This window comes from Mesorhizobium caraganae (assembly GCF_016836705.1).
GTDB lineage: Bacteria > Pseudomonadota > Alphaproteobacteria > Rhizobiales > Rhizobiaceae > Mesorhizobium > Mesorhizobium caraganae.
The window spans coordinates 155,036-174,925 of record NZ_JAFCGY010000007.1 but is presented as its reverse complement, the minus strand read 5'-3'; the positions used below and the strand labels follow the sequence as shown (position 1 = coordinate 174,925).

The 19,890-nt window shown below is 58.4% G+C and carries 19 protein-coding genes and 4 pseudogenes; 11 read left to right on the top strand and 12 right to left on the bottom strand.

Annotated features, from left to right (window positions below; genetic code table 11):
- Positions 1–361 precede the first annotated feature (361 nt).
- The 3 genes and pseudogenes from tnpA to JQK88_RS16460 all read left to right on the top strand — a co-directional run.
- Entirely contained in the window at positions 362–796 is a 435-nt protein-coding gene (tnpA, locus tag JQK88_RS16470) for an IS66-like element accessory protein TnpA (protein WP_192250627.1), read from the top strand.
- Positions 793–1,149 carry an IS66 family insertion sequence element accessory protein TnpB gene (gene tnpB, locus JQK88_RS16465; RefSeq protein ID WP_203278848.1) on the top strand — a complete coding sequence of 119 codons (357 nt, stop codon included), beginning with the start codon at positions 793–795 and terminating at the stop codon, positions 1,147–1,149. The genes tnpA and tnpB overlap by 4 nt, the downstream gene beginning before the upstream one ends.
- Positions 1,150–1,218: 69 nt before the next feature.
- A pseudogene (locus tag JQK88_RS16460) lies at positions 1,219–1,683 on the top strand (IS66 family transposase zinc-finger binding domain-containing protein); the annotation flags it as partial.
- Between the two features lie 389 nt (positions 1,684–2,072).
- Here JQK88_RS16460 and JQK88_RS16455 read toward each other — a convergent pair.
- On the bottom strand, positions 2,073–2,525 hold the full coding sequence (locus tag JQK88_RS16455; RefSeq protein ID WP_192250633.1) for a MarR family winged helix-turn-helix transcriptional regulator: 453 nt from the start codon (positions 2,523–2,525) through the stop codon (positions 2,073–2,075).
- 171 nt (positions 2,526–2,696) lie between these two features.
- Between JQK88_RS16455 and JQK88_RS16450 the strand changes: the two are divergent.
- Positions 2,697–4,467, top strand: a pseudogene (locus tag JQK88_RS16450) (chloride channel protein).
- 611 nt (positions 4,468–5,078) lie between these two features.
- Here JQK88_RS16450 and JQK88_RS16445 read toward each other — a convergent pair.
- Positions 5,079–5,306 (bottom strand): KTSC domain-containing protein, encoded by a 228-nt coding sequence (locus tag JQK88_RS16445; RefSeq protein ID WP_192250638.1) that lies wholly within the window; start codon positions 5,304–5,306, stop codon positions 5,079–5,081.
- Between the two features lie 64 nt (positions 5,307–5,370).
- On the bottom strand, positions 5,371–7,164 hold the full coding sequence (locus tag JQK88_RS16440; protein ID WP_203278847.1) for a PAS domain S-box protein: 1,794 nt from the start codon (positions 7,162–7,164) through the stop codon (positions 5,371–5,373).
- A 1,364-nt stretch (positions 7,165–8,528) separates the two neighbouring features.
- On the opposite strand from JQK88_RS16440, the gene JQK88_RS36950 reads away from it, so the two are divergent.
- Complete coding sequence (locus JQK88_RS36950; protein WP_281434866.1) at positions 8,529–8,660, top strand: hypothetical protein; 132 nt, start codon at positions 8,529–8,531, stop codon at positions 8,658–8,660.
- Between the two features lie 540 nt (positions 8,661–9,200).
- Positions 9,201–9,464 (top strand): YMGG-like glycine zipper-containing protein, encoded by a 264-nt coding sequence (locus JQK88_RS16430; protein WP_203278846.1) that lies wholly within the window; start codon positions 9,201–9,203, stop codon positions 9,462–9,464.
- 278 nt (positions 9,465–9,742) lie between these two features.
- On the opposite strand, the pseudogene JQK88_RS16425 reads toward JQK88_RS16430, so the two are convergent.
- A pseudogene (locus JQK88_RS16425) lies at positions 9,743–10,039 on the bottom strand (divalent metal cation transporter); the annotation flags it as partial.
- Positions 10,040–10,373: 334 nt separating this feature from the next.
- Here JQK88_RS16425 and JQK88_RS16420 point away from each other — a divergent pair.
- Both JQK88_RS16420 and JQK88_RS16415 read left to right on the top strand, forming a co-directional pair.
- Positions 10,374–10,565, top strand: a complete 192-nt coding sequence (locus JQK88_RS16420; protein ID WP_203278845.1) for a hypothetical protein — start codon at positions 10,374–10,376, stop codon at positions 10,563–10,565.
- Between the two features lie 16 nt (positions 10,566–10,581).
- Complete coding sequence (locus JQK88_RS16415; RefSeq protein WP_203278844.1) at positions 10,582–10,809, top strand: hypothetical protein; 228 nt, start codon at positions 10,582–10,584, stop codon at positions 10,807–10,809.
- Positions 10,810–10,815: 6 nt separating this feature from the next.
- Here JQK88_RS16415 and JQK88_RS16410 read toward each other — a convergent pair whose 3' ends face one another.
- The 5 genes and pseudogenes from JQK88_RS16410 to JQK88_RS16390 all read right to left on the bottom strand — a co-directional run.
- A complete protein-coding gene (locus JQK88_RS16410; protein WP_203278843.1) occupies positions 10,816–11,010 on the bottom strand; it encodes a hypothetical protein in 195 nt (64 codons plus the stop codon).
- 282 nt (positions 11,011–11,292) lie between these two features.
- Entirely contained in the window at positions 11,293–11,586 is a 294-nt protein-coding gene (locus JQK88_RS16405) for a helix-turn-helix domain-containing protein (protein WP_192255741.1), read from the bottom strand.
- Positions 11,587–12,008: 422 nt separating this feature from the next.
- A complete protein-coding gene (locus JQK88_RS16400; RefSeq protein WP_203278842.1) occupies positions 12,009–12,299 on the bottom strand; it encodes a hypothetical protein in 291 nt (96 codons plus the stop codon).
- Between the two features lie 75 nt (positions 12,300–12,374).
- Complete coding sequence (locus JQK88_RS16395; protein ID WP_203278841.1) at positions 12,375–13,367, bottom strand: YihY/virulence factor BrkB family protein; 993 nt, start codon at positions 13,365–13,367, stop codon at positions 12,375–12,377.
- 208 nt (positions 13,368–13,575) lie between these two features.
- Positions 13,576–13,716: pseudogene (locus tag JQK88_RS16390) on the bottom strand (CsbD family protein); the annotation flags it as partial.
- Between the two features lie 545 nt (positions 13,717–14,261).
- Here JQK88_RS16390 and JQK88_RS16385 point away from each other — a divergent pair.
- Both JQK88_RS16385 and JQK88_RS36945 read left to right on the top strand, forming a co-directional pair.
- Entirely contained in the window at positions 14,262–14,789 is a 528-nt protein-coding gene (locus JQK88_RS16385; protein ID WP_192255645.1) for a YciE/YciF ferroxidase family protein, read from the top strand.
- 59 nt (positions 14,790–14,848) lie between these two features.
- A complete protein-coding gene (locus JQK88_RS36945; RefSeq protein ID WP_281401918.1) occupies positions 14,849–14,977 on the top strand; it encodes a hypothetical protein in 129 nt (42 codons plus the stop codon).
- A 704-nt stretch (positions 14,978–15,681) separates the two neighbouring features.
- Here the strand turns inward: JQK88_RS36945 and JQK88_RS16380 are convergent.
- Entirely contained in the window at positions 15,682–17,025 is a 1,344-nt protein-coding gene (locus JQK88_RS16380; RefSeq protein WP_192255647.1) for a phospholipase D-like domain-containing protein, read from the bottom strand.
- A gap of 1,253 nt (positions 17,026–18,278) precedes the next feature.
- On the opposite strand from JQK88_RS16380, the gene JQK88_RS37800 reads away from it, so the two are divergent.
- Positions 18,279–18,878: a hypothetical protein gene (locus tag JQK88_RS37800; protein WP_446669878.1), complete on the top strand. Its 600-nt coding sequence runs from the start codon at positions 18,279–18,281 to the stop codon at positions 18,876–18,878.
- A gap of 44 nt (positions 18,879–18,922) precedes the next feature.
- Here the strand turns inward: JQK88_RS37800 and JQK88_RS16365 are convergent, their stop codons facing one another.
- Complete coding sequence (locus JQK88_RS16365) at positions 18,923–19,207, bottom strand: DUF982 domain-containing protein (RefSeq protein WP_192255654.1); 285 nt, start codon at positions 19,205–19,207, stop codon at positions 18,923–18,925.
- Between the two features lie 12 nt (positions 19,208–19,219).
- Positions 19,220–19,522, bottom strand: a complete 303-nt coding sequence (locus JQK88_RS16360; RefSeq protein WP_192255656.1) for a DUF982 domain-containing protein — start codon at positions 19,520–19,522, stop codon at positions 19,220–19,222.
- Between the last annotated feature and the right edge of the window lie 368 nt (positions 19,523–19,890).

Genomic DNA, 19,890 nt, shown 5'->3' with positions numbered 1-19,890 from the left:
GGTCGCCGCAGCGACATACATCATTCGCGCATGGGCGGAGGCGGGGCCACGGCAGGGGAATGCCCGTCAGACGCTTTGTGGCCGGCAATGGTCGACGCCCGCAGTAAGATAGGAACAGCTCCGGACGCACAATCGGGAATGCGGTAGCCAACCCGCGCATCAGAGCTTGATCACCGACGTCCTTCAGTTCCGCCTCCACCCATGCGCGATCATCAGAATGAGCAGCCGTTCCTCGGATCGGGCGACCCCCTGTGTTCCAGACCTTGACAGCGGACATCAGAGCGGTGTTTCGGGACCACCTTTCGGGAGTGGTCGCGATCTGGGAGGTTGCCGGTTCTGCATTGGGATCGGAGATCGACTTGTGTCTGGTCTTGACTTTACGCTTGACCCGGAGCGGCAACCTCGACGTTTCGAGGTGATCAACGGTGCCGGCGGCCGGCGTCAGTGGTCGGTGGATGACAAAGCACGGATCATCGCAGAGACGCTGGAGCCGAACGCAATCATTTCCGAGGTCGCCCGCCGCTATGGCCTCAGGCCGCAGCAGGTCTTCGCCTGGCGCCGGGAAGCGCGCAAACAGGCTGCTTCGGTGCAGCAAGATTCTCCTGCCTTCGTGCCGGCGGTTGTGGCGGCGCCGGAACCTGTAGCTAGGCGTCCATCGAAGCAGCGGAAACGGAAAGCCACCCGAGACGCCGGCGTGATCGAGCTTGAGATCGACGGCATCGCCATGCGCGTTGGCCGGGGTGCGGATGCGAAGACCGTGACCGCGGTGATCCGCGCGCTGAAGGCGACGACGTGATTGGGCCGACGGGTGCGGTCAAGGTCATGGTGGCGACGAAGCCGGTGGACTTCCGCAAGGGCGCGGAGGGGCTGGCTGCGCTGGTGCGCGAGACGATGGGGGCCGATCCGTTCAGCGGGGCCGTCTACGTCTTCCGGGCGAAGCGGGCGGACCGGATCAAGCTGATCTTCTGGGACGGCACCGGAGTCTGCCTTTATGCCAAGCGTCTGGAGGACGGCGAGTTCCGCTGGCCGAAAGTGCATGACGGCATGAAGCGGCTGACGGCCGCGCAGTTGTCGGCGCTGCTCGAAGGTCTCGACTGGCGGCGGGTCCACGAGGCGCGCCGGACCCGCGTTCCGGTTCAGGCGGGCTGACCCGCGACGAAGTGAATCAGCCCGGATTCCGCTGTCGCGGGCTGTCGGCGAATATGGTCTGATCCGGTCATGGCGATGACGGCTGACCAGCTTCCCGACGATCCGGACGCGCTGAAGGCGATGGTCCTGGCGCGCGACGTCGAGAACGCCCGCCTGATCCAGATCATCAAGGAATTGCAGCGTCACCGCTTCGGCCGAAGAGCTGAGACGCTTCCCGAGGATCAGTTGCTGCTGGGGCTCGAAGAGGCCGAGCAGATCGAGGCCGCCGACGAGGAAGAGAACGAACAAGCATCTCCCGCAGAGCGTCTGGAGCGCGCCAGGAAGCGCCGGACGAACCGCGGCGCGTTGCCACCCCATCTACCGCGGGTGGAAATGGTCGTCGACATCGAAGATCATGCCTGTCCGGGCTGCCGCAATGGCCTGCATCGGATCGGTGAGGACGTGAGCGAGCGGCTCGACATCGTTCCGGCGCAGCTGCGTGTGGTCGTCGTGCACCGGCCCAAATATGCCTGTCGCGCCTGTGAGGAGCTCATTCAAGACGACCGGCACACCTTGTGTCGATGGGACCCGGCCATGAAGTATTCGTGCGCGCGAAGATATTCTCCTCTTCGGCTCCGGCGCGTCATCTCGCCTGGGCTGAGGTTGTCCCTTAGCGACGCCCAGGTTCTTCAACGAAATTGTCTCAGACTGACCGGACGGACTCGTTAGCCGCGACTGGCCCGCTTCTAGACCTTCCGACCTGACGGCATCAACAGGCCGAACAGGAGACTGCACCCGACCAATGTGCCAAAACGCCAAATTACCTCTTGCAATGCGGAGCCATCCACAGAGAACTCATAATCGGGCAACACGACGGAAATCCGGCCTGGCCAAAACCTGATCATCGTGACCGATACGGCCACCTTACCCATTTGTTGGCCGAACTACACGTTACTCGAAATCTGTTGTTGCTCATGGTGCTCATCAAGTAGTCGTCTGAGCATAGGCTCGATGCGCGAGAGCTCATCGAGATGCGCCGCCGACAGCTCGGCAAGACGATCTTCGGCGTGCTCGGTCAATCGCAAAAACACGCGGCGCTGGTCATCTTTGTCCTGATCTCTCGAGACCAATCCCGCCTCTCCAAGGCGATTGACCAGCTCGACGGCGCTGTGGTGGCGGATGCGCAGGCGTTCGGCCAGTTCGCCAATCGTGACCGGCCCGCCACCTGGAAAGCCTTTGATGGCAAGCAGCGCCTGATGTTGACGCGGGGTCAGGCCGGCTTCGTTGGCCTGGGTCTGGCTGAATTCGAGGAAGCGCCGGATCAGGTAACGGAATTCGGACAGGCGCTGGTAATCGGCCTGGGAGATGGCGGGGCGTTGCTTTTGCGGAACGGTCATTTCCGATCTCTATCGCCCTTTCCCGAAAAAGCTCAACGGCCAGCGCTACCGTCGTCCAAAATGACGCGGCGGAGTGGCGGATATCAGTCTTGAATAATTATATCGTATTACGATACACAGCGCCCGACAACAGGATGGCGCGCGGCGCCTCCAGAAAGCTGGGCTCGCCACATGAAATCCTCGGAAAATCACAACCTTCGCGACTTCACCACCGATACGCGCGTGCTGCTCATCGCGACGATCGCCGTAGCGGTTGCGACGGCCGGGCTGTTTGCCGGGATTGCACTGCTGAAGCTGATCCGGCTTGCCACCAACATTGCCTATTTCGGCCAGTTCTCGCTTGCCGAGCTGAAACTGCAGGACACGCCGCTTGGGGTTGCCGCGGTCATCGTTCCGGTGATCGGCGCTGATTATCGGCTTGATGGCCAGATACGGCAGTGAGAAGATCCGTGGCCACGGCATTCCCGAAGCCATCGAGGCCATCCTGCTCGGTCGCTCGCGGCTCGGCGCCAAGGTGGCGATCCTGAAGCCGCTGTCGTCGGCGATCTCGATCGGCAGCGGCGGTCCGTTCGGCGCCGAGGGCCCGATCATCATGACCGGCGGGGCCATCGGTTCGCTGATCGCGCAGATGCTGCCGGTCAGCGACAATGAGCGCAAGACGCTGCTGGTGGCGGGCGCAGCGGCAGGCATGACCACCGTCTTCGGAACGCCGATCGCCGCGATTATGCTGGCCGTGGAACTGCTGCTCTTCGAATGGACGCCGCGCAGTTTCATTCCGGTCGCCGTCGCGGCCATCATTGCCGAGGTCGAGCGCACCATGCTGCATTTGCCGGGGCCGATCTTCCCGTTCCAGGGCAGCATGGTGTCGTCGTTCACCGGCCTGGGCGGCTGGGTGCTGATCGGGATATGCGCCGGGATGCTGTCCGGTTTGCTGACGCAGATGGTTTATGCCTGTGAGGACGCTTTCCAGAAGCTGCCGATAGACTGGATGTGGTGGCCGATGATCGGCGGCCTTGTGGTCGGCATTGGCGGACTGATCGAGCCGCAGGCACTGGGCGTCGGTTATGACAACATCGCGGGCATGCTCGACGGCCGCCTGATCGCCACTGCCGCTCTTGTCCTGCTGGTGGTGAAGGCGATCCTCTGGTCGGTGGCGCTGGGCTCAGGAACATCGGGTGGCGTGCTGGCGCCGCTGTTGATCATGGGCGGCGCCATGGGCGCGGTTCTCGCCGGCATCCTGCCCGAGGCGACACCCGGCTTCTGGCCATTGCTGGCGATGGCGGCGACCATGGGCGGCACCATGCGCGCGCCGCTGACGGCGACTTTCTTTGCGGTCGAGCTGACCGGCAATACCCATGTGTTGGTGCCCTTGATCACCGCTTGCGCGGCCGCGCATGCCGTCACCGTGCTGTTGATGAAGCGATCGATCCTGACCGAAAAGATCGCCAGGCGAGGGCATCATCTGGTTCGCGAATATCGCGTCGATCCGTTTGCACTGACCAGGGTGCGCGAGGTCATGACCACGCAAGTGGAGAGCGTGCCGGCGACGATGACGCTGCATGGCGCGGCCGCCTTCCTGACCGCGCCGGAGACGCTGCATCCGAGCTTTCCCGTCGTCAATGAATACGGCCATGTGCTTGGCGTCATCGATCCACCGGCGATCCTGCGCTGGCGGCGCGCGGGCATGCACCGCACCATGACGCTCGGCGAATTGCTGGCCGGCGGCAAGCTCACGCTTGCCTATCCGGACGAGTATCTTGAGGGTCTTTCCGACAAACTGCTAATGGCCAACGTCTCGCATTTGCCTGTCGTCGCGCGTGAGGACGCGCGGCTGATCGGCTATGTCGGCTGGAAGGATCTGATGCGGGTCCGGTCGAAGAAGCAGGCCGAGGAACGCGATCGCTCGGCCCTCGTAGGCTTCGCGGCAAGAGGCAAATTTTAAGCCTTTTTCAAGAAATCGGGTTCGGCCTGAAAAGAATGTCGCCAATATGTTGGGATGAACCACGGAACGATACGGGAAGAATTCTGATTTCGGCCCACGAAAAACTCAATAAAATCAACGATTTCAATAACGCCTTCCGGGCGCGCCATTGTCGTTAATTATCAATGCTTTGTAGGGTGGTTCGCCACGAGGTTCGCCAATAGGTTCGCCAAGCATCGGCTTGCGCGTGACGAGACCCACAGGGCCGATGGCGTGATGAGGCTGCGCTGTGATCCGAGACTATACGGATAGCGATGACGTAGATTCCAACTTGCTGGAATGGATCAGACGGACTGGCACTATCTAGCTGCTGCGGCTGCCGTTCAAAGGATCTTGGCCGGCATTTGATATATAAGCGGAACCTTATATTTGCGGCTGGTTTCAGATGCAGCAGCCCCCGCTGCTGGCCGAGGGCCCTAACCCTTGGCCGGGCCCGCATCGCTCCAGCGGACGGTCCCACTCCAAAGTTACAGTGGTCTTCGCCTTGGTCTGCAGGGCCGTTTTGCCGCGATGCGAGCCGTTTCATGCCCGCGGCGCGAGCCAGCAGGTCGGCCTTTCTCTTGCCGCTTATGTCACTCGCCCGATGAGCTTCCTGCCTTCCCCTCCGCGAGCCGGAATGCGTAGTTGTTCCGGATGTGGTTGTTGAAATAGCTGCCCTTGGCAAACGCAGATTGAAACGCGGCAAAGGCCTCAACCGGTACGTCCAAGAACTCGTAGTGCTTCCCACTGGCTACAAACCAGACCGAGAGCACCCGCGTGTTTGGGTTATAGTCGAACTTGCTGATCGAGGTCGACGGCATGGTTGAGGGTCTTCGGCAACCGCCGCGCTCCTAGTGGCGTCGGAGGCCTTGAAACCCCCGACCTTTAGCTCCCATTTGCAACGGACGCTTCCACGGCCGCTAACGGGGCTTCCAAGCTCCAGATGACCCCACGCGGCCCGTACTCGAGATTTCCCTGCCCTCCAACCGCCGCGGGCGCCACCCGCTTCAGGACCACGGTTCCAAAGCCGACCTGTCCGATATTCTGGACTTCCGGCCCATCGGTTTCGGCCCAGGTGAGGTGAAACAGCTTCGAAGCATCGGAACCATTGATGCCCCACGTGACCGAAATCCGCCCCTCGTCGCCCGAGAGCACTCCGTATTTGGTCGAGTTGGTCGCCAGTTCATGGAAGGCGATCCCGAGATACTGCACCGCATTGGGACTAAGGACCAAGGATGGGCCTGACATCTCGATAACGTCACCCCGAGGAAAGGACTCGGCTTGCGCCGCCAACAGGTCACGGATTGTGGCGCCCTTCCACTCGGCCGACACCAGCAGGTCGTGGGATCGCGACAGTGCCATGATGCGCTCGCGCACCTGGGATTCAAACTGCTTGGGCGTCTCCGATCGCTTGTTGGTCTCCCGGATCATCGACAGGATGACCGAATACTGGTTTTTCACCCGGTGGTTGACCTCGCGCATCAGCATGCGGATGCGGTGCTCGTTTTCCCTCGCCGACGTGATGTCCCGCGCAATCTTCGAAGCGCCGACGATCTGCCCAGTTGCGTTACGCACGGGCGATATCGTCAGCGAAACCGGAACCAGGCTGCCATCCTTGCGCTGGCGGGTCGTTTCGAACGGTTCGACACGTTCGCCACGGCGAATGCGTTGGAGAATTCGGGGTTCTTCGTCCTGGTGGTTATCTGGAATCAGCATGGTCACCGACTGACCGATCGCTTCGTCGGCGGTGTAGCCGAACAGTCGTTCAGCGCCATGGTTCCAGCTCTTGATGATGGTGTTGAGATCCTTGCTGACGATCGCGTCGAACGAGGACTCCACGATCGCCGACAAGTGCTGCCTGGCTTCTTCCGCACGCTGGCGGTCCGTCAGGTCGAGCAGCATGTTGACCGCACCAATGAGGTTGCCTTGCTCGTCTTGCAAAGGTGTGGGGTAGGGTAGGAACGGAAAGAAGGATCCGTCCGGACGCTGCGCTACCGCCTCCTGATTGCGAACCGGCCGGTTTTCCTTGAGCGCGATAGCCATCGGACACTCGTCGTGCGGCAGTTCCTGGCCGTCGGCAGTGAACAGTTTGAACGTCACACACCATTTGTCTTTGCCCACGGTGGGCTCCCTGCCTGCCAGATCGGCAGCGGCGCGATTGTAGTAGGTAATGGTGCCGTCCTGGTCAGTCGTGTAGATCGCCACGGGGAGGCTTTCGAGAATCTGGCGGTAGGTACTGTCGTGCTGCCTGAGCTGCGTCCGTGTCCGCTCAAGGTCGGTTACATCGACCGTAAAGCATCTCGTGTTGACCAGCTTGCCGTCCCGGTAATGGCCGCTCGACGTGATTTCGACATGCTTGATCGATCCGTCGCGGGCTCTCAAACGCGCCGGATATCTCGCGATCCGCTCGCCCCTGCAGAGGCGATCCAGAATGTCCTCTATTACGTGGCGGTCGGGATAGAAGTCCGCGATGTGGCGGCCGAGATAGTCCTCTGCCGGATAGCCAAGCAGATCGAGCTCAGCCTTGTTGGCTTGCAGAATAATGCCGTCAGGGCCCACTAAGTGAAGCGCGACGGCGCCATTCTCGAAAAAATCCTGATAATCGAAATTCAGGCTGTCGTGACCGGAAATTTCCGGGTTCTTGAAGGCGACAACATTCGCCTGCCGCAGTTCGTCCATCCCGGTCCCCAATCTAGCTTAACCGCCAACAACGCGGCTCGTATAAACTTTGTTCCACGATCGGTACTTTTTTTGAGCCTTGCGCGGGCCATATTGCCATCCGGCCGCGATCGCAGTTAACTTTGATGGCCAAGTTCGGACGGCAACGACTCGTCCCATTATGCTAAATTTATGAACGTGCTGAGCATGGAAAGTCCTTTGGTCTTGGTCGCTGACGACGAAGCCTTGATCGCTTTGGACCTGGAGTGCGCGCTTTCCGAGGCAGGTTTCACGGTGGCGGTTGTTCCGAGGCAAATCTGTTTCTGAAGGAACACGCGCCTGCCGCCGCCGTTCTTGACGTCAGTCTGTCGGATGGCGAGTGCCATGAGGCGGCTAAGACGCTGGCAGACTTGGGCGTACCCTTTGTAGTCTACACTGGCCTTAGCGTTGAGGCCAGCCATGGAGCATTCTCACACGGAATTACAGTGTTGAAGCCCACCGAGTCGGCAGAAGTGGTCCGGCTTCTCAAAGGGATGACCGCCGCGCGGCAGCAAAAGATGACCGGATAGCTGTGCTCAGCCGGCCGTGTAGCTGGCTAACGCAGGCGTTGCCGGAGCAGCAGCCGCGCCTCACGTGTGGCCGGGAATGAAACACTGGCGGAGTCCATTGCCAGGGAGACCGGCTCACCGAGGATCAGGCGCGCGAGCTTATTCGCCTGATCGGCAACGACCGCAATTCCCTGCTCCGCTTACCGTTGTCCTTGTCGTCGCCCATGGTGAATCCGATTGAAGACAATGTCGGCGGCCTGACCGACTTCATGGCCGAGGCGGTAGAACTAAGCCGCAGAGAAAAATAGCGAATCCGGCTGGCGCGAGTGACGACCCGGTCGACGACGTGCGCGCGGCGGCCGCACGCCGAAGCAGATCGAAGGAGCCTGCCAAGCTTTTCTCGCCGCGAACAGGCTGGATTGGTCGTTCTGCCGAGCCCACGGTGGCGACCCGCTGCTTAGCTAGTATCCTGAAAAGCGCAACATTGTACCACAACCTTTGCCTGCCTGCTCAGACGCACATAATGAGGTTGACTGTGCTGTCGAGGAACAACTTAGAGGTTGGTCTCGCCTTGAAATTGGTCCGATATTCGAAGCCGTATGCAGGGGTTGCTCCAGGAACTCGACGTCCAAGAACGCGGGTTGACATTGCGGGCCGTCAAAGGATTAGCGGAACTTAATCTGCTGCGGCAACTTTATCTGGCATGAACGAACCGCCGAACCGTAAGACACTTGTACCCGACCCTCAGCCAAGGCGGGAGGTGAGCAAGGGGATATTGGTAGCGGCCGCGGCGCTGCTTCTAGTCTCTTTCGTTCTGTTCGCTTTTTGGTTCCTTCAATGAGCAAGCGCGGAATCGACTTCTTAGAAAAATGGATGGCGGAGCATCTGCCTTCGCCGACGATCCGACTGCAACTTGCCGATCAGGCTATTAAGGCGGCGGAAAAGAGGGCATCAGCCTGGAAGAGATGAGCGAAGAGGTCAGCAGCGTGTTCGACGTCGTCTTCGATGCGATGCAGAACCGCTTCAGATGATTTCGAAAGAACTCGCGGCCAATGTCGAGAGTGTAGCCAATATGAGCATCGCCAAAGGTGTGAAAGTTTCTGCAAGAAGGCTCACCTAGACGCGGATCCAAGGCTTGTCGGATCAACGATCCTTCATGCGCAGGGAGCCACGACTTTGTCACGCCGGCAAGCGCTGGCTCTCCACGATGCGCATCGGCAGTAGTCTTTGGGCAGCATTCAGCCTTTCGTCTTACGCTAATAAGACCGTGGTCCCATAAGGGAACCCAACGGACTTGGGCACGTTTGCTGAGGGTTGGAACGCCAACAATACTCCCGCAGGAAGCGCTGTGTTCTTGAGGTTAAATTCCCCATTATCCAGGAGATGGATCATGAACAGCATTATATGGTTGGTCGGAGCGGTTGTAATCGTGATCGCTATACTTAGTTTCTTTGGCCTACGATGAAAGGTCTATTTATCGAACGCTGGCCGAAATCGGAGGAGTGCACAATGAAAAATGCTGTAATCATATTGATGATGCTGGTTCCGCTGGCAGCCTGTTCGCGCACGGAACAAGGCGCGGCAGTTGGTGGCTTGGGGGGTGCTGCTATTGGTGCCGCGGTAGCTGGCGATCCGGTCAAAGGCGCCGTGGTGGGCGGAGCGGCCGGGGTCTTGGCCGGTGCCGTAATCGGTCATGCCAGCGAAGCTGGCCAATGCAGGTATCGCGATCGTCACGGCCGGGTCTACATTGCACAATGCCCAGAGGGATATTGATCGCAAAAGCGCCTGATTCGAAACGCTGGCCGATCGGGGTCCGCCGACAAGCTAGGCGCTAAACGATCATGAGACCAGAATGTCGAACGATTGTCGGAGGGACTTCCCGCGCAGGTGGGTCGGAGGCAGTGTCTTCGATAGCTCTTGATGCCCGGTTGCTGAAAGCCGACACGACATCAAGGGCATGGGGCACGAGGTCCTCCTAGCGATGCAAGGTCGCCCGATAGAGGAGCGCAATTCGTCGCCCTCCGGACACTTGGGGGCGACGAGCGCGGTTCCAGCGCTACGACCGACTGGAGCAGCCAGTTCGGGTAATACAGTCGCATATTGCCGGCGATGCCTCGTCCCGTCGTGCGGCCTATGCGGGCACTGATTTCCTGCACGACAGACATTAGGGGATAACTGAATAGCATCGTCCAGGAAAGGCCGAAGCCGAATTGGGCGCCCGCCTGGGAGTAGGTGGCAATGCCACTGGGATCGTCATCGGATGCGCCTGTAATGAGACCAGGCCCGAGCACCTGAATTAGCCTTGGCTTTGACGGCCCGACAACGGGATTCGCTGTTTTCGCGCTCAACTGATGGCCTCGAAACCGCCCTGAAATCAGATCGTTAACGCGGCGGCTGGACAAAAGCTCCAGAGCTAAAGCTTTTTATAGTAGCACTCGCACTATTCTCCGGGCCTGTCGGCTGGGCGCGGTATCGGGAGATGGTGAAAATGGCAGCAATGCCGCCCAGAGCCGTCTGACGTCCCACCGCTAGACGCTCCCACCTCGACGCCGGATCCCGATCTTCTTTCCGAAGAGCTGCCCGACCCCAGCCCGAGGGTGCGGGAAGTTGGGTGTGTTTCGGCAGGAACCGCGAACGGGAAGGCAAGCTCTTCCACCGATCCGTTCTCAAACAGGCGTAGCGATGCAACGACCTGCAGAAGGAATGTTCCATCAGCAGCGGAACCCCTTGGCGAGCGTCAAGAATCTTAGCAAGGCAATCATCAAGGAGCCGGAAAGCCCCGGCGCCGAGATCAAGCGCAAAGATTCGACCGACAAGGATGCCGGGCAAGCTCCCGTTGCACCCAGGACGTCTGGTGGGGTTATCGATCAATAAGACAGGAGGGATCGAAATGCCCGACGACGACAACCATCGCGAAACCGGAGCGACCAAATATCCGGCCAGGACTGGTCCGGATCCTTCCGAGGCGTTCTCCCAGGACGCAGCTGGCAACGAGAAGCCGAAGGGTGGGATGGGACTGACGCGTCCTGTAGACGACGTCAATGACAAGACCCACCAGTCGGACGGTCAGAATCCACCTCGCTCCACGACGAGACAGGAAAAGAAGACGCGGCCATGAGTGTCGTCAATCGTAGCCTGGACGCTTGAAGATGGCAGCGATTACCAATGCTTGTGAACCAGCCAAAGGCCTGATTTCCACGCTGTTTTCGATGATGCCGGTTTCGCCATCCGAAATATCCGGGCGCTGGTTGAGTAGTGAGCTGAACCCCAGGACGCCATCGGCAGCCTCGCCATCACCGATCGAGGCGACGCCTGCCACCTCCAACGCCCGATTTGCGAAGAGCTTGTCGAGAGTGGGGAGACCCTCCCCGTTTCGAAATCCCGGACCGTTCCTTCGCTGACATTCGACTTCGCACCCAGCCGGGTTCGTGGCCAGTCTCGCAGTCCCCTTGCTGGACGGCATTGCTCCCGCGCCAGTCTGATCACAGATAATACCTCGCTCGCTTTCAGCCCGCGCCGGTATGCGTTTTGGCGTGACGCGATTCTTGGCTGTCGAAAGCCCTTTCTGCCGAGGCTCTTCTTCAGCAACGCAGCCGCTGCCTTATGCTTTTCTCTGCCGTCGGCGCCACATTCTATTGTCGGTGGCGAGACCGCTGTCACTCTCAGGGTGGGCTAGCGATGGAGTGCCTTCGACAGTGAAGACAATTCCAGCGTCCTCAAACGCCTGGCGCATGGCCGCGATATTATTGGGACGCGGTTTCCTAACGCCATTCTCAAAATCGCTGATCGTCATTTCGCTAAGATTGGCCTTTGCGCCAAGTCGCACTCGCGACCAGTTCAGCAGGGATCGTGCTGCTCGTAATTGATCCGCTGAGAGTAGGTTTCGCCTGTCCATAAGCATTCAAACATTTAAGATGGCTAATATGTTCCTTGACCTTTGCGACGATCTGAGGCGTCCGCGCTGAGCAGGCACTGACAGTGGATCAGGCGAACCAAGCTCTCGGAGCAGCGTGCTACGACAGCAGGTCCAGGCCGGAACATTAGCGCCCTCTAAGGGTTAATTCGGCTGTGGTCTGAATAATTATTGGCTGTGGGCCGATGGCGGTACTGGCGTTCGATTTCGTCTATTTTTCTGGCCTAACCGCAGACGACGTTCTAGGCAGCGTCGTTTCGCTGCTGGCGACTGCTCTTCAAAGCTTTGGCTACGGACCACCCCAGCCGATAGGTCGGTTTCATGTTCTCGCGCCATCGACAGAATGGCGCCTCGACGCACTTCTAAGAGATTGCGATCGCGTGTGCAAAGCTAGTATGCCCCGGTCAGCCAGATCGCATCACGCCCGGCTCCTCGATAGGCGCATCGCTAATCCCATCTGAAGCGGCGTCCGGATTGACGGGCAAGAGATCGGAAAAATTGACCGTGGCAACCAGATACCCCGCTTCATCATAGACCCTGGTAATTGATCCCGATTGCTCGCTCCCAGGGTCCTCCACGATTGCTGCGCGTGCCTTTTCGATAGCTCTCGGACTGGCCATGTCCGCGCTGGCGAGTTCTTCCTCGAAAGCTGTGGTCTGGCCAGACGCGGTCGTCTCAAAACGAAATTTTGGCATAGGAACCTCCTGTTCCTAGGCAATGCCCATGCGCGGGTTGCGTTCCAAGGGAAACAGAATTGGTGGGGAATGCAGCTAAGATCGCCGCGATCGCAATAATCTTGTCGCCACGATGGTCAGCAAGCCAGTGATCACAATCCAGGCCTGTATCTCGCGTTGGGTAATTGTTCCGACATCTGATACCTGCTTCGGCAAAGCTTTCTGCGCAACTATCGGTCGAAGGTCGGACCGACTGCCGAGACGCACCGAATAGGCTCGCGTGAATTCGGCGCCGAGCAAGAAGATCTCCGACGAATAGTAAACCCAGAGCAGTACGACCAGTAGGGCGCCGGCCGCCCCGTAGGAGGATGCGGTTGCACTGGTTCCGATGTACCAGCCGATAAGGGACTTGCCGACGGTGAAGAGCAAAGCGGTCACCACCGCACCAATTCCGACATCGCGCCACTCGAGAGACCGGTCCGGCAGAATTTTGAAGATCGCGGCAAACAGAGCGGAAATCAGGACGAATGAAACAATGCCGTTTATCAAGGCGAGGATGAATGTGCCGAACGGCAGATGGTCATTGATAACAGCGCCAAGCGCGGAAATCGCAGTGCTCGCCGCCAATGAGACAAGCAGTAAAAACCCCAACGCTGCAACCAAGCCAAGGCTGGCGGCCCGCGCCCGGACCAGTCGCGACAACGACATGGCGGGAGGATCAATCTTCCAGATCTTGTTAAGCGAAAGCTGCATTTCGCCAAAAACACCTGAGGCTGTGACAAAGAGAGTGACGATGCCTACCAGCGTGGCAAGAGTGCCCGATGTTCTATGAGAAGCGCTTTCAATGGTGGTGCGCAGAAGATCTCCGGTTTGCGTACCCATCACGCCTGCAATTTCGGCTGACAAGGCGACTTGAGCTGCGTCATGCCCGAAGACAAGTCCGGCAATCGCAACAACGATCAACAAAATGGGGGCCAAGGATGTAACGGCATAGAACGCCATCGCCGCGCCGTGGCTAAGTGCATTATCGTTGATGAACCCGAGGATGCTATCCTTGCCAAGAGACCAGGCTTCGCGTGCCACTCGCATTGGGAACCCCCTTTTGCCTGAGAGGAACCTAGTGCTGTGGGTGGCGAAAACGAGCCCGCTGCCACGTGCTGGTAGTGCTTGACTCCAGCAGCGGAGTTGAACGGCTTCCCATCCACTGTAGATCGGACGCCAGGGATGATTCGTCGACGAAGCGCGAGGTGATGCTGGCTAACGAAAATCAGGGGCGCCGAAGCGCCCCTGCGAGAGTCTACCAACCTTGCCTCGAATACCAGTCGTCAACGTCTCGCCGGACCCGGTCCTTCTCGATGCCATATCTCTCCTGGATCTTGCCTTCGAGCTGATCGCGCTTGCCTGCAATGCGATCGAGATCGTCGTCGGTGAGTTTGCCCCGCAGGCGGAGCGAGCAACGCGGCCGGGTTTGCAACTCTACCAGCAGTTCGGCGGGCGGTCGCCACAGACATTTCTTTCGCAGCGCCACCTCACCGTGTTTGGCGCCGGCATGACTGGGCGTGTCTACGGCTGCTGTGTCGAAGACCAGCCATTGGTGGGTCGGGTCCATGGATCGCAACGAACCTCATTTTGGCGCTCCCAAATATCAGCGCCTTAAAATTCGTTGCGCCGAATGTTCCCAACTCTGTCGATAAAAGGGCGAGAGGACGACTGGCCACTACATAATTTCAAGACGCCGAGCGCCAGCGAAGGCTGGGCTGGAGGTGGCTCAGGCCGCATGGGCGCGCGCCCAAAAACGAAAATCGCAATGTCTGAGTGATCGGCGGGGCTACGGCCGCCGTCCGGTCTCTAGCGGTCACAAAGCGTCGTGTTTCCCGGAGCGAACCAGGTGCGACTTGAAATCTCCTTCCTTACGGAACTCGGCGCATTTTTCGAAGTTTCGGAATCGCTCATTGTGGGCGTTTTTGAACAAGGAGACTGCACATGGCCACGCCAAAAAAAGCCAATGGCAACAATAAGGACCTGGAGGACCTTCTCCTGGACGGACTAAAAGACATCTATTACGCCGAGAAGAAGATTCTGAAAGCTCTGCCAAAGATGGCCAAAGGAGCATATGACGAGCAAGTCTCAGCCGCCTTCCAGAAACATCTTGCAGAGACGGAGGGACAGGTTGAGCGCCTGGAGGAAGTCTTCGAACTTCTCGGCGTTCCCGCACGCGGCAAAACCTGCCCCGCCATTGATGGCATCCTTGAGGAAGGGTCCGAAATCCTTGAGGAATATAAGGGTTCGCCCTCGTTGGATGCTGGCCTGGTCGGGGCCGCGCAGGCGGTAGAGCACTACGAAATCGCCAGGTATGGAACTCTGATCGCTTGGGCGGCCGCCTTAGGTAAGGAGGATGTGATCGAGCTGCTCGATGCGACCCTCGAAGAGGAAAAGGCTACTGACGACGCCCTCACGGCGCTCGGCGAGGCGGGAGTGAACGAACGCGCAGCCAGCCAGGGGGCGGCTTGACCATTCTCCACTGGCCTGGGCAGTAGCTTCGAGGCCTTGCGCATTGTAGGGAGATTGCCATGCGTATCTACAAACAACTGCAAAGTCTTTTTCTTGAATTTTCTGCCGCTTTGGCTAGGCGGCGCGCCCTAGGTGACGCCTATCGAAATAGCGTGATGCAACCTGTTTTATCTCAAAAGCCGAAGTAGCCCCGCAGGGGAAACGTTCCGGTATATTCATGTCGAGGAAATGGGTGGCGATTTTCGGATCGCCACCCGCTTTTTTAGGTGCCTCCATAACCGTTCAGGGTCGTGTACGTGCTCGCGAGACGTTGAAATTTCCAACCGACGAGAGCGGTCCGCGAAAGCGATCTCAAGCGTTGGATATTCGTCTGTAGCCGGTTTGAGCTTGCCCAGCCGGCGGCAAGACTGCGACTCTGCCGGGTCGCGGATGGTTGTTTCGCCGCGACCATTAGGCCGCGCCTTGCAGATTGTGACGCCTGGCGCGGCAGCGAACCAGCTAATTTCTAGCTCGGCAACTCGGCGTCTTCCTGCGGGTCTTTTAACACCGGGGGAAGGACACGTGACCGCGGGAGCATTGCCACCCGGACTTTACTCAGGACCCTCTTACCGGAGCCGTCTGCCCAAAAGTCGCTTCGAATGCCCAACTGTCGTCTTGGTTCCTCGCGATCGCTGAGCTCCAGTAACGTCAGCCTGATCTGTGACTGAACTAACTCGGGATTGGGAACCTTTGCTGATCTAATGGGCGAGGCTCAACGTCCCAAGGTATGGCAGCCCCGGCGGGTTTGTCACGAGTAAGACAAGCACTTCATTGCGCAATCGACTCGGGCTCCGTTGGGGCAAGCGCAGCATTATGCGGGGTGCTTGCCGAGGGTAGTCGGGCCACGCACCGGTCAAAGCTGCGACCTCAGCCAACTGGCAAACCAGTCTGTAACCTTTTCGCTGAGGGGCCTAGCCTGCCATTCTTCTAGGCTGATCTGCCTGCACCGCTCAAGATCTTGATTGAACAAATCGATTTGCGTCCGAGCAAAATCCTTGCCGTAAACGTTCAGCGTGGCTTCGTCGTTAAGACGCAAGGAACGCTCGTCCAAATTGGCTGAACCAAAGCTCGCCCAGACGTCGTCAACGATCAAGAGTTTGGGATGGTACATCGTGGGCTGGAACTCGAAGATGTGAACACCTGCTCTAAGCAATGTGCCCCAGAAATACCGCGAACTCTTTCGGGTCAGTGGCACGTCGGTAATGGAACTGGGCACGATAACATCAACCGATACGCCTCGTTTCCTAGCGTCCAGGATCTGCTCGAGGGCGATGTCGTCCGGTACGAAATAGGCCATCCCGATACGCAAGTGATCTTCAGCAGCGGCGATCGCTGCCAACATCATCAGTTCCATGTCCGCCGAGCCATTCGGCTGCGAGGACAGGATCAGCTGGGCGCCCAGTGTTCCCGCTGGTTGGAGCGGAGGATAGAACTTCTCACCCTGCAACGTCTCCCCGGTTGTCTCCATCCAGTTTTCCGCGAACGCCGTCTGAAAAGCTGATACGGCCGGTCCTTCAATTCGGTAGTGGGTATCGCGCCACTCATCGGGGTTGCGAGCATTTCCTCTCCAATTGTCAGCGATGCCTACGCCACCGGTGAATGCGACCCGTCCGTCCACGATCAGCAACTTGCGGTGGGTGCGATTGTTTACGCGATCAAGCGTATACCAATGGATGGGCCGATAGCGCTCGAACTTTACGCCGGCACTTGCCATGATGCGGATGAGGTCTTCATCGAACGGAAGACTCCCGACCCAGTCGACCAGAACGCGGACCTCAACGCCCTCTTTTGCTTTCGTGGCAAGAGACGTCGCGAACTCATAGCCGACAGCCCCAGACCAGTAGATATAGGTCTCCATATCGACCGTCGAATGAGCGGCTCGGACTGCTTGGAGCATAGAAGGAAAAATCTCGTCCCCGTTGACGAGGGTCTGGACAGCGTTCGAACTGAAGATGTGCCCTTGCGAGAAGCTGCTCATCGTCTTGGCGAATTGTGGATCCGATGCGTAAAAACGGTGGGGCACGGGCGATTGCACAACGCGCTGGTCTGGAATTACATTTATGGTGACCACCGTCAGCAAGCTTGCGACCACAGCAACGGCGACGTACAGGAGCCCCTTCCGCAAACGTCCGGATTTGCCCGCTTTGACGTTTGTGGGTGAAGCCATGCGACCGAAAGGCGGCAGCTCAGTTGCCATCTCTCAAGAACTTACAAAGGGGCGCAGCTTGCCCGCGTTGCTTGAGAGCACTCCCCGACAAAGATAGCGTTCGCGTAGAACTCTTAGACAATCGTCTAGCCTTTGTTGAAGCGCGTACAAGCGCTGATTGACGAGACTGACAGACGAGTGTTTTCGCTGAGTTCCTTCAGTCTCATACGGAGATCCTCGTCCATTTTTGCGTTCTCCCCTGTTTAGCTTTTGGAGCAACGCGCATTATGACAACCCGTTCCACCGCAGCGAGACTGGACAATGGGGGACCAAGACCACATTTGGGTTTTTCGCCTGCTCTTCGCTTCTGCTGCAACGAGGAAGCGCTCGATTTCGTCCTGCGAAAGCTGCTTGGAAGGTTTGGTTCTGGCCGTTGGCGATCTCCCAAGAGCATCGTCGGTCCCCTCCTGGCGTACCACAGCGAGCACTACCAAGCGCTTCGTGAGGTCCACGGACCGCTGTTGAAGTCCATCGAGACCATCACCGGTAAGAGGGCGCCGTTCATCCAGCCGAACATGACAGGGCCGCAGCGTCCTAAGGCTGAGTAGGGCCGAAATGCTTAGTTGCGCAATCTAATATCTAATACGTTGTTCAGCGCGGGGAGGAGATCTAATGCGGCCTGCACCCCCCAACAACAGCCCTGGGCCGCACCGGTCGGCTATTCCCAATTGTTGGGGTAGCGGTCGCTTCGCGCGTCCGGTCTCTTTGTTTTTCTAGAAACCGCTGGGCTTGTTCGCCCCACTCGGAAGCCGCGATGTCGTGTTCCTGAGCGAACTTACGGAAAGCCTTGCGTAGAGCGTCAAGGTCAAGAGCCCAAAGATGTTCGTCTCTATCGTTGTTCAACGTCGCCACCAACTCCAATGAATTGATGTTTGACCCCCAAATGAAGTCTTCAGGATCCAATCTGTAGCGCAACGGAGGTCAGCGCTTATAGCCGGGTGATCTTATCTAGCCCCAAGCGAATCCGCTGGCCTTCCGCAAAGGCTAGTGCGAACGATTCAAGCTCGAATGATCGGGTAAGTTCTTGGTGTTCCTCGACCACTCGGACGAACCATTCCCCACAGGCTTCGGCCACTTCAACGCTAGGTCGGACGTTGTCATTCAGGTATACGCTGTCCATTGCAATTCTCCTCCAACAGCAATGGGAAATGTCCATTTTTATAAGTCCGCCGAAATCGGGAATTCAATAAAAAAAGATGGTACGAAACCGTTACGTCTCCTCGCGAAAATCCTGCAGCGAGGCGTTGCGCAATCTTCTTCGCCGTGCAAGCGGCGGCCACTACAATCTCATCGACCATATCACCACCAGCGCTACCACGATGCCGACGAGACAGTATGCGACCCAGACGCTGGTATTGCAGGGCATGGCTTTAATCAGCCAAGGCGGCGTTGTGATGCTCAATCGCATCGAGGATAGTTTCATAGACGCTTCCGGTTTCTTCCTCGATCTCGACACTACTTATGCCGATCGCTTTCGCTTCAGCAAAAAGCTTGTCGGCCAATTCGCTTACCGAAATGATATCGGGGCCGATGGTCTCGGGGACGTTGGCCGAAATCCACGTGTGGAGGAAGTTGGTGCCGCGGGCGCTCAATCAAAGCCCTCGGCTCGAGGCATAAAGCGCCTGAGAGGACATCGTTGTCCGGGAAGCCGATATGCCGGTCCGCCGACGCGGATTGTAGCGCGCTTTCAATATCAGCCCAAGCATTGGGCTGGGTCACCATCTTCAATAAAGATGGGTGCAAGCCAGGCCAATGATCACAAGACTGCTGCGGCAGTGATCGAGGATTTGCCCCGCCGCCAAATCCCGCTCGCAGCCTTCATCTTCTGGATCAATGAGTCTTGACCTAGCTGGGAAGGCGGCCACGGTCATGGCAGCCGCCTCGATTTTTAGACGTGGTGCGTCCTCAGCTTCCTGGCAGGCGCAGGCTCAATGCCGTCCTCCATGAGAATGTCCTTCTTGCGAGCGAACGCTATGAAGACGCCTCGTGCAGTCTCCGGGTCGACATCGCCAATCAGCGCGGCTTTGCAAGCGCGAATAGCAGCTTTCTGCTCCGGGCTGTTGCCACACCATTCCGCTGCGAATTGATAAGCGTCTGCGACCGTGTTGAGTTGGCGTGGAAAGCCTAATCCTACCCACACCCGGACTGGCTTTTCGAAAGGTTTCGATAGCATCATGACCTCCTATCAGGCCGTCACTCCTCCGCCTTGGCGACCCTTGCCTGTCATCCACGGCATTGTCATGGACACTTCCTCAAGGATTTTGGCTGCTTTGGCAAAACCGCTGAACGCGTCTCTGGCTGCGGACAGCGGATAGTCGCTATCGAAAGCCCGCTGGCAGGCGCGCAATGCAGTCTGGTGAATGGGGCCGCGCCTGTCCTTCGGCCATTCATAGAGAAATTCCAGAGCGTCCTCGAGACACGCGATTTCCTGAACAAGGTCCTTACCGCTTTTGACGAAGACGGCGTTTTGAAACATCCGATCGTTCATCTGTTCCTCCAAGTCGAACGAACATTGAGCTTTGTGTTAACGCGAGCCGACACCAGCTCCGCGCGAGGTCGATATGGGTTTCAGGATTTTTGCCTTCAAGAGGGCGCCGCCTATGGTCAACAAGCCGCTGATTTCAACTGCCGGCTCGACGATATCGCCGATTGCGTTAGGAGTTTGAAAATCCCTTCACCGCTCATTCACATGCGCTGGCTCGTTCCAGCTACTCCAGACCGATTGCTCGCTGCCCCATGACGGTGGCGGGCTTTTTCGTTGTGTTAGCGGAACAGCATATAAGGCCATCGGTTGATTACGCAGCAGCACTGCTGCTGGCCAGGGTCCGCAAGACTTGGCCGGGCCCGCGTCCTGCC